This is a genomic window from Acidobacteriota bacterium (genome assembly GCA_020845575.1).
Classification (GTDB): domain Bacteria; phylum Acidobacteriota; class Vicinamibacteria; order Vicinamibacterales; family Vicinamibacteraceae; genus Luteitalea.
Map to the genome: position 1 here is coordinate 70,084 of JADLFL010000055.1, position 14,449 is coordinate 84,532.

Consider the following 14,449-nt stretch of genomic DNA (forward strand, 5'->3'; position numbering starts at 1 on the left):
GCTCAGGCGCGCATGTAGTCGATCACTTCCCGCAGGATCTGATCGAGATCGACGCGAGGTTCGTATCCCACCAGCGCGTTGATCTTGCTGATGTCCGGGACGCGACGAGGCATGTCTTCGAACCCCGATTCGTACGCCTGGTCGTACGGGATCCGTACGATCTCCGAAGTGCTTCCGGTCATCGCCTTCACCTTCTCGGCGAGCGCGTTGATGCTGATCTCCTCGCCGTTGCCGATGTTGAAGACCTGGCCCCTGGCGCGCGGTTCGTCGACCAGCGCGATGAGCGCCCTGACGACGTCGCCGACGTAGGTGAAGCTGCGCGACTGTTCTCCGTCGCCGTGTACGGTGATGGGCTTGCCGAGCAGCGCCTGTCGCACGAAGTTCGGAATGACCATGCCGTACTGGCCCGTCTGTCGCGGACCCACGGTGTTGAAGAACCGCACGATGATCACCGGCAGGCGCTTCTCCTTGGCGTATGCCAGCGCCAGGAACTCGTCGATCGCCTTGCTGCATGCATACGCCCAGCGATGCTTGTGCGTCGGCCCCATCACGAGGTCCTGGTCTTCGTTGAACGGGACGTCGGTGCTCTTGCCGTAGACCTCCGACGTCGAGGCAATCACGACGAGCTTCTTCTTCTTGTTGGCCTGGCGCAGCACGACTTCGGTGCCGTGGACGTTGTTCTCGATGGTCGCGACGGGCTCCTCGACGATCTTCTTCACGCCGACAGCGGCGGCGAGGTGGAAGATCACGTCAGCCTGGTCGACGAGTTCCGCGAGCAACGGCTCGTTCTCCACCGAGTCGATCGTGTACGAGAAGCGATCGTGCCCCTTCAGGTGTGCGATGTTGCCGATCGCCCCTGTCGACAGATCGTCGATGACGTGGACACGATGGCCTGCCGCCAGCAGGGCGTCCGAAAGATGGGAACCGATGAATCCGGCGCCCCCGGTGATGAGTACATGCATGATCCGGCTGGCGGTCCTCTCAACCGCGTGGAACCGATGGCGGCCCCGGCCTATGGTAATCGCCGCGTGACAGGATCTTCTCGAGCCACACGTACAGGACGATGAAGAGATAGCGGCTCCCCATCTCCTTGATCTTCAATTTCGACACGCCCGTCGTCCGGTTGTACCAGCTGATGGGCACGACGGCGTACGAGTAGCCCCTGACAATCGCCTTCAGCGGGAGCTCGACGGTGAGGTTGAAGTGCTTCGACAGGAGCGGCGCGCACCCGCGAATCACCTCGCGCCGATAGCACTTGAACGCGTTGGTCGTGTCGTTCAGCCGGAGCCCGAACAGCACCCTGATGAACGTGTTGGCCATGCGGTTCAGCAGCAGCTTGTGCGTGGGATAGTCCACCACGCGGCCGCCGGGCATGAACCGCGACCCGAACACGCAATCGTACCCTTGAACCAGCGTGCGGTAGTACGCCGCCACGTCGGCCGGGTCGTCTGACGCGTCGGCCATGACGACGCAGACGGCGTCGCCGGAGAAGGCGTCCAGCCCCGCGAGCACGGCATGACCGAAGCCGCCGCTGCGCGGATTCTCGACCCGGCGCAGCTCCGGCAGTTCCTCCGAGAGCCCGTCGAGCACCGCGGCCGTGTCATCGGTGCTGTGGGCGTCGACGACGAGGAGCTCGAACGGGAGGGCGTCGGTGCGAAGACGAGACGCGAAGGTGCGAAGGGTCGCCGCGATGCCGTCCGCTTCGTTGTGAGCAGGAATGACGAGCGACAGCGTGAGCGGCGTGTCGGCAGGGGACGTCGGCGCCGGCATCGCGTCAGGGCGCGACCGCTTCGCGCCAGCGATCGACGTTCCGATCGTGGATGTCCTGCAGCAGCGCGCGCGCGTCGTACCGCTGCACCCAGCCGGGATAGTGGCGCCGGAACTTCGACGTGTCGCTCACATACCAGATGTGATCGCCGATGCGCGCCTTCTCCTCGTACGTCCACGACAGGTCGCGCCCGGCGATCTCCTGACACAGCGCGATCGCTTCACGCATCGAACAGTGGGAGAACCGCGAGCCGCCCATGTTGTAGACCTCACCTGCGCGAGGCGCGTCGGTGAACGCCATGAACGCGCTCACGAGATCGGCGCTGTGGATGTTGTCGCGCACCTGCTTGCCCTCGTACCCGAACACGCGGTAGGGCGTGCCCGTCACCGTGCACTTCATCAGGTACGCGAGGAACCCGTGCAGCATCGTCCCCGAGTGGTGCGGGCCGGTGAGGCAGCCGCCGCGGAACACGCCCGTGCGCATGCCGAAGTAGTGTCCGTATTCCTGCACGAGCACGTCGGCCGCGACCTTCGATGCGCCGAACAACGAGTGCGTCGACTGATCGATGCTCATCGACTCGTCGATCCCGTTGGCGAACGGGTGCGAGGGGTCGATCTCCCAGCGCGTGGCCTGCTCGACGAGCGGCAGGCGGTTCGGCGTGTCGCCATACACCTTGTTGGTGGACGTGAAGATGAACACGGCGTCGGGGCAGTGCTCGCGGCATGCTTCGAGCAAGTGCAGCGTGCCGACGGCGTTGACGCCGAAGTCTGTCAGCGGTTCGCGTGCGGCCCAGTCGTGCGAGGGCTGCGCGGCCGCATGGACGATGACCGCCACGTCGGCGCCGTAGTCGCCGAGCAGGCGCATGACCGCCTCGTCGTCACGGATGTCGAGATCGTGATGTCGATACCGGCTGCCATGGCGGCGCTGCAGTTCAGCGCGCTGCCACGACGTCGACGCATCGTCGCCGAAGAACGAGCGACGCATGTCGTTGTCGATGCCGACCACGTCGAAGCCGCGCGCCACGAACGCGTCCGTCGCTTCCGATCCGATGAGTCCGGCCGAGCCGGTGATCACGGCAACCGCCATCGCGTCAGTGTACCTGTCGCGCGCGCGTCACGGCGCGACCGCGCGGAGCGCGTCTGCGTGCGTGGTCATCCACGCGTGGATGTCGCGCAACACCTGCTCTGGTGTGCGCCGCGGCGCCCAGCCCGTCGCTGCCGTGACGCGGCTGTTGTCGGTCACATAGAGCTTGATGTCGACCACGCGTCCATCGGGACGCGGCGCGATGTCGAGGGTTCTTCCGGTGATCGCTTCGCAGAGCGCCGTGGTCTCGGCCAGAGACAGACTGCACGCGAGCCCGCCGCCGGCGTTGAACAGGCGTCCGGAGAGCGATTCGATCAAGCCGACCTGCGTGACGATGAGGTCGGTGAGGTCGTCGATGTGAAGGATGTCGCGCACCTGGCGCCCGCGCCCGTCCCAGCCGTTGTATGTGAGCGCGCCACCCGAGAGATGACGCGCCATCCACAGCGAGAACACGCCCTGGTCGACCTTGCCCATCTGCCACGGGCCGGCGATCACGCCGCACCTGTCGACGATGGTGCGCAGGCCGAACGCCTCGTGGTACTCCGCGATCAACAACTCCGACGCGAGCTTGGTGGCCCCGTAGATCGATCGCGTGCCCGTGAGCGGGAAGTCTTCGCTGATGCCCGCCGTACTCACGCCGGGGAGTGACTGATCGCGCGCGATGTCGAGCCGTGTCGGCGTGTCGATCGTCGCGATGGCGTTGAGCGCGGCGATGGGGTAGACGCGGCTCGTGGACAGGAAGACGAACGCGGCTCCCGATCGACGTGCCAGTTCGAGGCAGTGGATGGTGCCCGTGAGGTTCGTGTCGATCACGTAGCTCGGGTCGCCGTCGTAGCCCGCGAGTACCGACGGTTCAGCGGAGCATTCCAGCAGCAGATCGAGATCTCGACCGAGTGGCGCGAGATCGGCCGGCGTGCGAATGTCGCCGTGGACGAACTGCACGCCGGCGTTTCGGAGTCGTGCGACGTTCAGTTCGCTGCCGCGGCGCCTGAGGTTGTCGAACGCCGTGACCGACGCGTCCGGCCACGCCTCGCGTGCGCGCAACGCGAGCGCGGAACCGACGAAGCCCGCGCCACCCGTGACGAGGATGCGCGTGGGGATCATCGTGCGTCGCGCAGCGTCAGCACGAACGATCCGACGGGCAGCTGTGCCTGAATCCGTACGGGCAGCCGCCTCGCATCATCCGAGATCCACACGGCGAGGCCACGGCCGACGGCCTGGCCTTTCGCATCGCGGATGGACGGCACGACCTTCCACGCAGGCGACGAGCCGAGGCCCGACTGTATCGTCTCCTTGCCTGTGACATTCAGCGTGACGCGATAGAGATAGCCCGAGTCTGAGACGGCGAACGACGTCGACGCCCCGGGCGCGAAGGCGAGCGTTCGCATGGCAGCCAGCGCAGACAATCCGTCGTGCGTCGGGCCCGGCAACGGCTGGTCCTGCACCATCGTCGTCGACGTCTTCATCTGGAAGATCGCCTCGCGCTTCGACTGATCGAAGCGCGTCTCCTTCATGCGCTGCCGGCTGTTCTCCTGGCTGAACACCGATCCGCGCTGGGGCAGGAGCGTGTAGACGTCCACCAGCGAGTCGGCCTTGTAGTACACCGCATACAACTTCGACACCAGCGACGTCGGACGGCCCTCGGCGACCAGGTAGTAGGCCGTCGAGCCGAACGAGGGCCGCTTGTCGCGAACGGTGAGCGTGGCGGTGCCAGCCGTCACGTAATCAGACCATGACACATCGTAGGTGAGGGCTTCGCCGGCCTTGAAGGGCACGACCTTCTCGGGGCCTGTTGGTCGTGCTGGTGCGGCGGGTGCTGTGCCGGGTTTCGCCGGCGCCGCCGTACCCGCCCTGGGCGGCGGCCCGACAGGCCCGCCCAGCCGCGACGGCAACCGCTGCGCCGCGGGTGCGATCGGCAGAGGGAGCAGAAGCATGAACGCCGTCAACAACGCTCGCCGCGTAAGCACCACAGATCCCATCGCTCTCAGTATCTGACGCTGCCCGGTTGCCGGTTGCCGGTTGCCCATTGCCGGTCTCAAGGTTTTCTCGCCACTACGGCGTAGTCGAGATGCGTGAACAGGAGGCTGTTGAGCTTGTCGACGTTCGCGTTGACGGTGTAGTGCAGGGCGTCGCCGCCGGGCACGTGTTGCAGCTTGTGCGCGTCGGGATAGGGCGAGCGGTACTGGATGTCCACGTGCGGGAACCCGCTGGCGCGCACGAAGTACGCGAGCGTCTCGGGGTGCAGCGGGCGCACGTGCGTGATGTCGCGTACGTAGCTCTGGAAGAACGCGAACCAGCACGCCACGTTGACGGTCTCGAGCGCGAGCACGCCGCCCGGCTTCAGGACTTCGCCCGCGCGCTGGAGCAGGCGCACGAGGTAGTCGGGTTCGAGATGCTCCACGACCTGCGCGGCGAAGATGCCGCCGAGGCTCTCGTCCGCCAGGCCGTCGAGGTACGACAGCGCATCGCCCTCCGACGCGTCGAGCCCGCGCTGCCGGCACACTTCGACCATCTCGTGATTGATGTCGAGCCCACGCGCGCGTATGCCGTCCTGCCGCAGCAGATCGAGGAATTCGCCCCGCCCGCAGCCGATGTCGAGCACGTCCCGCTGCGAGGCAAACAGCGGAACGTAATCCCGCAACCGCTCCCGAATCGTCGTCGCGGACCCGCGGAACTGGTCTTCGAAGCCAACATACTTGAAGGACTCGATACCCCCGGCAGCAAAGGAGTTGTCGGGAGCGGCCGGGCTCGGAGAGCCGGCCCTCCCAGGAGTTCCGGTTGCCGGTTGCCGGTTGCCGGTTGCCGACCCGATCACACCTTCCACCTCTCTCTTCAACGTCTGCGTGGCGCGCGTGATGACGCCGAGCGACTGGGCGAGCTGGGTGTGGGCGGCGTCGAGCGCGGCGACGCGTGATTCGAAGCGGCGTTCGCGGACGGCGAGCATCTCGAGGCGGCGATTCAGTTCATCGCCCACGCCGCTGATCGCCCCACCCGGGCCGACGGTACGATGGTGCAGTGTCTCGACGGCGGTGCCCACGTCTTCCACGCGTCGTGTCGCCAGACCATCGAACTCGTAGTCCTTCGTGTCCACGTACGGCGTGAGCTGCTGCAGATAGACGATGAGCGCCGAGTGGAATGTGGCGAGCTGCGCGAGCTCGTCGCGAAGCGCGGCGAGGACGCCTGTCTGTGCCTCGTGCAGCGAGCGCGTCGCAGCCACGTTGCGGTTGACGTGATCGACGAGCGTGGCGTTGAACGCTTCCTGTCGCGCGAACACCGGCGCGAGCCAGCTCCACACCTGGCGCAGCACCACGTTCTTGATCCCGCTCGGCGGGTGCATGCCCGCGACGATCGCGTAGCGTTCGTTGAGCGGCGTGATCTGCGTCTCGTCGGGCCGCGTGGGATCGTCGGGCACCGCGCGCGGCGCCGGCAGCGCGGCATCGAGCGCAGACAGCGCCGCGTTGTACGCGGCGTCTGCCTCTTCGCGCGCCTGCTTCAGACGTGCGAGGTGGTCCTTGTCGATCGAGCGGGTGAAGCGGACGTCGGCCATGCGCGCGTCGATTATGCGCGCGGAGTGGCGTGAATGGTGCCGCTGAGCGGGCTGCTCGCCGACGCGTAGCGCCGCTTCGGCATGCGGCCGGCGCGCCACGCGAGTCGTCCGGCCTCGACGGCGTGCTTCATCGCCGCGGCCATCAACACCGGTTCGGTCGCCTGCGCGATCGCCGTGTTGAGCAGCACGGCGTCGGCCCCGAGCTCCATCGCGAGGGCCACGTCGGACGCCGTCCCCACGCCGGCATCGACGACGACGGGCACGCCGGCGAACTCCTTGATGATCGAGATGTTGTTCGGGTTCTGGATGCCGAGGCCGGAGCCGATCGGTGCGCCGAGCGGCATCACGGCTGCCGCGCCCGCGTCTTCGAGCTTGCGACACACGATCGGATCGTCGGTCGTGTAGGGCAGCACGACGAAGCCTTCCTTGACGAGCACCTTCGTCGCTTCGATCAGCGCCTCGTTGTCCGGGAACAGCGTTCGCTCGTCGCCGATGACTTCGAGCTTCACCCAGTTGGACAGGCCGGCCTCGCGTCCGAGCCGCGCGGTGCGGATGGCGTCCTGCGCCGTGTAGCACGCGGCGGTGTTGGGCAGGATGAACATCGATGGCGCGATGAAGTCCATCAGCGACGTGCCGCTCCTGTCGTTCAGGTCGACGCGCCGCACGGCGACGGTGACGACCTCCGCGCCGGAGGCGGCGTGGCAGTCGCGCATCACCTCGTTGGACGAGTACTTGCCCGTGCCGACGAAGAGGCGTGAAGAGAAGGTGCGATCGGCGATGGTGAGTGTGTCAGACATCTCGAGGAACCTTGCGTAATCCTGTGCCGTGGACCAGGCATGCCGTTGCCGCGACGATGACGAGGAGCGTGGACGCGGCGCGCCATGTGAAGGGTGTCTGCTCGGCGACGTGCCGGATGGTCGCAAGAACGACGCCGTCTCCGACCACTGCGCCTCCGGTTCCGCGCACGAACAGCGCCGTCTGGACGAGGTCGGCCGGACTCGCCCAGAAATACCGGGCGGTGTCGACGAGTGACTGCATCGCCGCCACGGCGACGCCCATTGTCGCAAGCGGCAACGGGTGCCACCGCGCCGAGAGGCCATTGATGCCGCAGGCGACGACAACGACGAAGGGGGCGAGAAGCGGGAAGAGCCAGCGTCCCTGGTGGATGTCCGTGGTTCCGAGCAGGACCTGACGCACTGACGGTTGGACGGCACAAATGAGGGCGCACAACGTCCAGACGGCGGCTATGGCTGCGATGCCTGGTTGCGGAACGGACCGTGCCCATCTGCTGCTGCCGCCGATGACACCGGCAACCACCAGGGCGACTCCGATGGTCTGCATGAAGGGGCCCGCTGTCAGGACATTGGCGCCGAAGCTTCCGATCCCCATCCACGACGAGTTCACCATGCCCGGCAACTGTTCGGCGAAGTCGTACAGGACCGCGTGCGCCCAGGCGCCCGGACCGCGAGGGATGTCCGTCGGTGTGGGTTGCCCCAGATATGGTGACCGGAACCAGAACAGTCCCGCCGCGACCATGAGAGGCGCCGCGACGGCCATGCCCGCGATCCAGCGCGCGGCCGTCGCCTGACGGGTGCCGCGCCACAGGCCGATCGCGAGAACGCATGGCGGGAGAATCAGAAGGAACGTGGCCGTGTCCTTCCAGGAGACGGCCAGCAGCACGCTTGCGATCAGCGTGCCGACGTCCCATCGGGACCCTCGCCCGAGCATGGCGCGTGTAGCGCTCAGGAACGCGATGGCGCTGAAGGCGTTGGCCCATGCGTCGGGCGTGACGGCGCCTGCGACTGTCGCGGCGACGGGATGGCCTGCCACGAGCAGTCCCGCCAGCAGCGCATCGGTGCGGCGCTGCGTGAGCAGGTGAGCGATGGCCCAGGCGCAGACGGCAATCACCGGGAGCGACAACGCCTGCAGCAGGCGGAGTGCGATGAGCGTGCGATTCGTTACGCCCGCCCCGCAGAGCAAGGCGAGTTCGCGCGCGGTGGTGTAGACGAAGCCGCGTTTGCCCGAAGGCGAGATCGCCGGAAGCTGTCCGGTTGGCGGGGCGATGCACGCGGCAGCGGACGCGTTCGTAAGAGCCAGCGCACGCGTCTGCACGACGGTGAGGTAGACGACCTCGTCGGAGACCTGGTACAGCGGTTTCCACACCGCGTATGCGGCGGCGTGGGCGAAGGCCAGGCACGCGACGAGGAGGAGCCCTGTCACGGCCGATGGACGATCCGCCACCGATCTACCCGCCGCCCACGAAGTTCACGACTTCGACGGCGTCGCCCGCGCGCACGACGGTGGTGGCGTACGCGGCCTTCTTCACGACCGACTCGTTCACTTCCACGGCCACGCGACGCGCGTCGATGTCCAGGCGCGCGAGGAGCGCGGCAACCGTCTCGGGCTCGGGCAGGTCGTACGGTTCACCGTTGAGCTGAATGGTCACAGCGAGGGACATCGGCACACCGACTTCCGAGCATATCAATTCCGATGCCGCGGTGCCGAAATGCGGATCCCACCGGGCGCCTTCGTCATCCCGTCGGGCTGTCGAGGATGTCCACCTGCACGCCGAACGGGGCGGCGAGGTCGCGCGCCCACGTCGCCGGATCGGGGCGCACGTGCGCGGGGGCGTCAGCGGGCCATGACGGTGCGGGCTGGCTCGCAGCCCACGCCAGGACGCGTTCGTACTCGCGCTGCATGCGCGCCACGGTGTGGTGCGCTTCCCACCACTCGCGCGCACGGCGGCCCAGCGACTCGCGCAACTGCGCATCGGCCACCAGCCGACGCAGCGCCTGCCGCACCATCGCCTCCTCGTCGGAGAGCTCGATGGACACCGCCACGGCACGACTCGCGTCGGGCGGCTGGAAGACGCTCGCGGCGTCGCGGCGGTCGTGCTTCAGGAGCCAGTGACGCGGATCGAGCGTCGGGACGTCCGACGTGCTGAGTTGATCGGGCACGAGAGTCGGCTTGCCAGCCGCGAGGCAGCGCAGCCACGAGGCCGACGTCTCCCGCGCCGTCGGCCATCGCAGGCACAGGCACACATCCGCCCCCCGCAACTCCTCGGCGAGTCGCTCATCGTCCACGTAGCCCGTGACCTCGATGAGATCGCGCGTACCCGTCTCCGCCACGTCCTGCCAGAGCGCGTAGTGCTCGCCTACCTCACCCACCAGCCGCAGCCGCACGAACGGCGCTTCGTCGCGAATCGCCGCCAGCGCCCGCAGGATCGGCAGAATGCGCTTCTCCGGCGTGATGAGGCCGAAGGCGGACAGCAGGATTGACTCCGGCAACCGGCAACCGGCAACCGGCAACGGGTTGTTCAGCGCCGGCAACCGGCAATCGGCAACAGGCAACTGGTCGGGAATGTCGACAATACCGAATGCTTGCCTCGCCATCGCAACGCTCGCGCCGGTTGCCGGTTGCCGGTTGCCGGTCGCCGGCCGTGAAACCCACGGATCCGGCACTCCCATCGCCACCGTGGCAATCGGCGTGTCGGGATACTCCTCCGCGAGTGCCTCGGCGAGTGGCGCGCCATGGACGACGAGGGCGCGGGCGCGGCTCATCACGAGACGCAGCATCGGCCAGAGGTAGTACGGCGATCCCTCCAGCCCCGCGACGACGAAGTCGGCCACACGGGGATCGACGCCGGGGTGATTGAAGCGGAACTCGGCGCGGTAGTCGTCGGCGCGCGTGTCGAGCAGGAGCGCCTGTGCACGCGCGTGGTGCAGCGCGGCGTCGTGCAGCACCACGAGGCCGGGCCACCGCAACACGTAAGGCCACATGTACCGATGGCACGCCGCGTTGCCCATCTGGTACACGATGAGGTCGTACGGCGCACGCTCATGCGCGACAGCGAAGTCGTAGGCTCGATAGAGCGGCAGCCCGTACGGGCCGTCGAGCGCGACGGTCTCCCCCCCGCGGCCCGCGTGCAGATGCCCCCCCGCCGCGCGCCACACCCCATCGTCCACGTACAGGTCGATGGCGTGATCGCGCCGCAGCCCCTCGAGGACATCGAGCGAGTACGCCGAGATGCCCGATCGCACCGGCGGCAATGGCGAGAACCACGCAACGCGCACGGGGAAGTATCGGGGATGGGGACGGCAACCGGCAACCGGCAACGGGCAACCGGCAACCGGCCCGCCGCGCGTGCTGGCACTCGAGGCGGCCGGGGAACCGATTCCTCAACCCCAGCGTAGGGGAGTCGCAGGCAGCCATATGCATATGGCATATTCGCCTGTATGAAGAAGACCCTGCACATCGATGAGCCTCTCCTCCGCGACGCCAGGGCGGCCGTCGGGGCGAAGACTGACACCGAGACAGTGCGGCTCGGCCTGGAGGCACTCGTGCGCCGTGCCTCCTACGAGCGCCTGCGGGCACTGCGCGGGTCCGAACCCGATGCGGTGGAGACGCCGCGGCGCCGTGAGCGCGTGGTGTCGGTCGGGTACCCCACGGCATGAGCGTGCTCGTCGACACCTCGGTCTGGATCCGGTTCCTCTCGAACCAGGCCCCGTTCGCGGCCGAACTCGACCGGTTTGCTGGCCGACGACGCGGTGGCCGGTCACGAGCTCATCTACGGCGAGTTGCTGATGGGCGATCGCGGTGGCCGGCAGTCGTTGTTGCGCAGCTACGAACGGATGACGCAGAACCCTCCGGTGCCTCACGCCGACGTCGTGACGTTCGTCAGCGCGCGCCAACTCCACGGACGAGGCATCGGCTGGATCGACGCACACCTGCTGGCGTCGGCCCTGGTCGGCGGGGTTCGACTCTGGACGACCGACGGCCCCCTCGACGCCCTCGCCGACGAACTGGGAATCGCGTACCGGTTCAAGGACGCAGAGACAGCCTGACGCGACGCCAGCCGCAGGCCATGCTGCTTCTTCCGCGTGCTATTCTCGACCTCATGGGCCCAGTCGATGCGCTCTACGAGAACGGCTCGCTTCGGCCAGTTGCCCCGTTGCCGCTGCGGCCGGGAGAATGAGTCAGCGTGATTGTGATGCGGAAGACGGATGCGTCCCGGTGGGACCGTTCACGCTTCCATGCCTCCGACGAGGAGATGGTCCTCGCCGAGGCAGGCCTGGCGGACTGGGCCGACGCCCTCGATCGTGAGGATCGGGGTGACGCAGTGACGCCCTCTACGCCGCCTGCACGGGCTTGAACTCGTGATCCGCCATCGGCGGCTCCCCGAGCGACGTCAGCAGATCGTTGACGCGTGCCAGCGACACCGCCGATGGCGCCGTGATCTCCAGACCGAGTGGCTGCCCGGCGCTGTTGTAGTCCACGAGAAGCAGGCCATCAGGCGTTGCAACCGTGCGGACGCATCTGTCGCCCGTGGTGTGAGGGAGATGCAGGTAGGCCGCGAACGGCCGACCCTTGCGGTAGGTGACCTGGAGCGATCGTTCGGTCATTCGGACACCTCGTAAACAGTCACCACGACGAGCAGTCTGGCCTCGGCGTCGGGTTCCACAACCACGACCCAGCGCGCGTTCTGATTGCGGACGTCAATCGTGAAGCGGCCAACGATGGCCGCCGGGCGAACCCCGACGGCTCGCTCCAGCATAGCCCGCACTTCCATCTCCGTCACACCACGCCGCTCCATGCGCGCTTCCGCGTGGCTGCTGAAAGAGAGGTCCCACGTCCACCAGTGCGGGAAGGTTGCCATCAGCGACGCCGAATTGTAGCGTCGTCGGCGAACCTCCCCCCGCCCGTGGACCCGTTCCTCCCTCCTCCTTTGTTCTCGCGCTTCGTCCCGCGACGCGCCGTCGAGGCAGGCATTCGCCATTCGGCATTACCCCGTCTCCTGTGACAACTTCCGTCGCTTCGCGGTACCGTCAGTTGTCGCTGGTGACGGAAATCGTCAGTCGATCGCCGGTTGTGGTCCGGCGTCCCGACGGCCGGAAGGTGGGGCGTGGCGTCAAAAGTGAGGTATTTGCGGGCGATCTGAGCGGAGCGGGGTGACGCGGGCGGTGTGGCACCGCGCTTGCTATTGAGAGGAGCACGAGGATTCGGAGGCGCGGGGGACGCGACCTCCACCATCGGCTCACGCAGGACCGCTCAGAGGAGACAGGACATGAAGATTCGGAACAACAAGGGTTTCACGCTCATCGAGCTGCTGATCGTGGTTGCGATCATCGGCATCATCGCCGCCATCGCCATCCCGGGCCTCCTCCGCGCCCGCATGTCGGGCAACGAGGCCTCGGCCATCGGCTCGCTGCGGTCTACCAACAGCGCACAGGCGACCTATGGCGCCTCCGCGGCCGGCGGTGGCTACGCCAACGACCTCACGGTTCTGGGTATTGCTTGCCCGGGGAGCACGGAGCCTTTCCTGTCACGTGACCTCACGACGTCCAACGCTGTGCTCAAGAGCGGCTACACGGTGGTGCTCGCGGCTGGCGCGGTGGCCGGAGCTGGCCCGACAGACTGCAACGCGACGCCAACCTTCTTGTCGTACTACTCCACGGCAATGCCTGCCGCACTGGGTAGCACGGGTGTCCGTGCCTTCGGGTCCACTCAGGGCGGGACGATCTGGGAGAACACCACAGGTGCTGCGGCGCCGACGCTCGTTGAGATGGGTGCCGCGCCGACCGCGCAGGTTCGACCGATTCAGTAAGCACGACTCGCGGTAAGACAGAGTGCCCTGTGGAGTTCAGGCTCCGCAGGGCACTCTGTCTTTTTGTGCCAACCGAGCGCGAACTGTCGGATGGTACCTTCCACGCGCATGAGCGGCATTCTCTTTGCAAGAAACTCTGGCCACCAGAGGAGTAGCGTCGCCATGTCAATGCGAATGAATACCGGTTTCACACTCATCGAACTGTTGATTGTTGTTGCGCTGATCGGCGTCCTGTCCGCGCTTGGCGCGCCGTTCCTCGTGGCGGCGAAGTCATCGGCGAACGAGGCATCTGCCATCAGTTCGCTGAGAACACTCAATAGCGGCCAGGCAGCCTATGCTTCAGGCTGTGGAGGCGGGGCCTACAGCGCGTCGCTTGCCGGACTTGTGAGCGGCGATTACGTCTCTCGCGATCTGGATATTTCGCCAAAGAGTGGCTTTGCCTTTGCCCTGGCCGTTGCGGCGTATCCCACCGGCCCCGCAGACTGCACAGGAGCAGCCACTTACCGCGGCTATTACTTCAGTGCCGATCCCCTTGGCGTGACTACGGGCCGGCGCGGCTTTGCTACCAACCAGGGCGGGACCATCTGGCAGGATACGAGCGGTGCGGCACCCGTCGAGCCATTCGTCGCCGCGGGAACCGTGTCGCCCCTCGCCACGCAGTAGGCATCCTTCAAGCGGGCGGCTACTCCGCCTGCTCGCCCTTCGTCCGGGCAGCGCGATCGCCCTTCGGACTCCGGCCGAACACGTAGCGCGGTCCTTACGGGACAAAGGGAAACGGCGCGCGATCACTGCGCGGCGTCGTGTGGTTCGAGCGCGCTGACGCGAGCGCCGAGCGCGGTGATGCGCCCGTCGAGCGCGGTGTCGCGGTCTTTCGCCGCGAGGTCGACGAGACCGAGCGCCGCGAGCACGTGATTCTGCTGATCGACGACCGCCTTCCAGCGGTCACGCTCGGCCTCGATGAGGACACGCAACTCCAGACGCAGGCTCTTGCGATCCGCGCGCAACTCCTTGCGCAGAGCGCCGCTCAAGTCCTTGTGCAGATCCTCACGCAGACTCTTGCGCATGGCGATGAATTGCTCGCGCATGGAGTCACACACGGACACTCGCTCCGCTTCCAGTGCCTCCTTCAAATCCTCCTTCGTGGCGAACCGCTCCAGTTCCTTCTTCAGGTCCTCCTTGGTGACGAACCCTTTCGGATCGTCAACGGTGGGGATCCCTTTCAGGTCCTCCTTCGTGGCGCACAGCGCCATGTCCGCCTTGGTGGCGCACAGCGCCACGTCTGCCTTCGTCGCGCACTGGGCCACGTCCGCCTTCGTGGCAAGTGTCGGAAGAATGTCTTCGAATCGCATCCCGTGTTCTCCGTCCCGGACGCCCCGGGGGCACGGGAGCGGGCCAACCATCCCGGACGACGACGGTCTCATCGTCGGACGGGAGAGTCAACAGGACC

Annotated in this window: 17 protein-coding genes; 4 read left to right on the forward strand and 13 right to left on the reverse strand. The window is 67.0% G+C overall.

What is annotated here, in order from left to right; genetic code table 11:
• Nucleotides 1-2: 2 nt before the first annotated feature.
• The 10 genes from IT182_16375 to IT182_16420 form a co-directional block, all read right to left on the reverse strand.
• Nucleotides 3-962, reverse strand: a complete 960-nt coding sequence (locus IT182_16375; GenBank protein ID MCC6164926.1) for a GDP-mannose 4,6-dehydratase — start codon at nucleotides 960-962, stop codon at nucleotides 3-5.
• Nucleotides 963-981: 19 nt separating this feature from the next.
• Nucleotides 982-1,770, reverse strand: coding sequence for a glycosyltransferase family 2 protein (locus tag IT182_16380; protein MCC6164927.1), 789 nt, complete (start codon nucleotides 1,768-1,770; stop codon nucleotides 982-984).
• A 4-nt stretch (nucleotides 1,771-1,774) separates the two neighbouring features.
• Nucleotides 1,775-2,854, reverse strand: a complete 1,080-nt coding sequence (locus tag IT182_16385) for an NAD-dependent epimerase/dehydratase family protein (protein MCC6164928.1) — start codon at nucleotides 2,852-2,854, stop codon at nucleotides 1,775-1,777.
• 27 nt (nucleotides 2,855-2,881) lie between these two features.
• Nucleotides 2,882-3,952, reverse strand: a complete 1,071-nt coding sequence (locus IT182_16390; protein ID MCC6164929.1) for an NAD-dependent epimerase/dehydratase family protein — start codon at nucleotides 3,950-3,952, stop codon at nucleotides 2,882-2,884.
• Nucleotides 3,952-4,785, reverse strand: coding sequence for a DUF3108 domain-containing protein (locus tag IT182_16395; GenBank protein MCC6164930.1), 834 nt, complete (start codon nucleotides 4,783-4,785; stop codon nucleotides 3,952-3,954). The genes IT182_16390 and IT182_16395 overlap by 1 nt, the downstream gene beginning before the upstream one ends.
• 101 nt (nucleotides 4,786-4,886) lie before the next feature.
• The gene (locus IT182_16400) at nucleotides 4,887-6,398 is read right to left on the reverse strand and encodes a methyltransferase domain-containing protein (GenBank protein MCC6164931.1); all 1,512 of its coding nucleotides are present in this window, start codon (nucleotides 6,396-6,398) and stop codon (nucleotides 4,887-4,889) included.
• A gap of 11 nt (nucleotides 6,399-6,409) precedes the next feature.
• Nucleotides 6,410-7,195, reverse strand: coding sequence for a thiazole synthase (locus IT182_16405; protein MCC6164932.1), 786 nt, complete (start codon nucleotides 7,193-7,195; stop codon nucleotides 6,410-6,412).
• Nucleotides 7,188-8,618: a hypothetical protein gene (locus IT182_16410; GenBank protein MCC6164933.1), complete on the reverse strand. Its 1,431-nt coding sequence runs from the start codon at nucleotides 8,616-8,618 to the stop codon at nucleotides 7,188-7,190. Before IT182_16410 ends, IT182_16405 begins: the two co-directional genes overlap by 8 nt.
• 25 nt (nucleotides 8,619-8,643) lie before the next feature.
• Complete coding sequence (gene thiS, locus IT182_16415; GenBank protein ID MCC6164934.1) at nucleotides 8,644-8,844, reverse strand: sulfur carrier protein ThiS; 201 nt, start codon at nucleotides 8,842-8,844, stop codon at nucleotides 8,644-8,646.
• A gap of 85 nt (nucleotides 8,845-8,929) precedes the next feature.
• Nucleotides 8,930-10,471: a glycosyltransferase family 4 protein gene (locus IT182_16420; GenBank protein ID MCC6164935.1), complete on the reverse strand. Its 1,542-nt coding sequence runs from the start codon at nucleotides 10,469-10,471 to the stop codon at nucleotides 8,930-8,932.
• 162 nt (nucleotides 10,472-10,633) lie between these two features.
• Here IT182_16420 and IT182_16425 point away from each other — a divergent pair, with 162 nt between their 5' ends.
• Both IT182_16425 and IT182_16430 read left to right on the forward strand, forming a co-directional pair.
• The gene (locus IT182_16425) at nucleotides 10,634-10,852 is read left to right on the forward strand and encodes a type II toxin-antitoxin system VapB family antitoxin (protein MCC6164936.1); all 219 of its coding nucleotides are present in this window, start codon (nucleotides 10,634-10,636) and stop codon (nucleotides 10,850-10,852) included.
• 93 nt (nucleotides 10,853-10,945) lie between these two features.
• Nucleotides 10,946-11,242, forward strand: a complete 297-nt coding sequence (locus tag IT182_16430) for a VapC toxin family PIN domain ribonuclease (protein MCC6164937.1) — start codon at nucleotides 10,946-10,948, stop codon at nucleotides 11,240-11,242.
• 285 nt (nucleotides 11,243-11,527) lie between these two features.
• Here IT182_16430 and IT182_16435 read toward each other — a convergent pair whose 3' ends face one another.
• Together IT182_16435 and IT182_16440 are read right to left on the reverse strand one after the other, a co-directional pair.
• On the reverse strand, nucleotides 11,528-11,800 hold the full coding sequence (locus tag IT182_16435) for a hypothetical protein (GenBank protein ID MCC6164938.1): 273 nt from the start codon (nucleotides 11,798-11,800) through the stop codon (nucleotides 11,528-11,530).
• Nucleotides 11,797-12,054 (reverse strand): DUF4258 domain-containing protein, encoded by a 258-nt coding sequence (locus tag IT182_16440; GenBank protein MCC6164939.1) that lies wholly within the window; start codon nucleotides 12,052-12,054, stop codon nucleotides 11,797-11,799. Before IT182_16440 ends, IT182_16435 begins: the two co-directional genes overlap by 4 nt.
• Nucleotides 12,055-12,468: 414 nt before the next feature.
• Between IT182_16440 and IT182_16445 the strand changes: the two genes are divergently transcribed.
• Entirely contained in the window at nucleotides 12,469-13,002 is a 534-nt protein-coding gene (locus IT182_16445; GenBank protein ID MCC6164940.1) for a prepilin-type N-terminal cleavage/methylation domain-containing protein, read from the forward strand.
• Between the two features lie 162 nt (nucleotides 13,003-13,164).
• The gene (locus IT182_16450) at nucleotides 13,165-13,665 is read left to right on the forward strand and encodes a type II secretion system protein (GenBank protein ID MCC6164941.1); all 501 of its coding nucleotides are present in this window, start codon (nucleotides 13,165-13,167) and stop codon (nucleotides 13,663-13,665) included.
• A gap of 122 nt (nucleotides 13,666-13,787) precedes the next feature.
• Here the strand turns inward: IT182_16450 and IT182_16455 are convergent, their stop codons facing one another.
• Nucleotides 13,788-14,351 (reverse strand): hypothetical protein, encoded by a 564-nt coding sequence (locus IT182_16455; protein ID MCC6164942.1) that lies wholly within the window; start codon nucleotides 14,349-14,351, stop codon nucleotides 13,788-13,790.
• Nucleotides 14,352-14,449 lie beyond the last annotated feature (98 nt).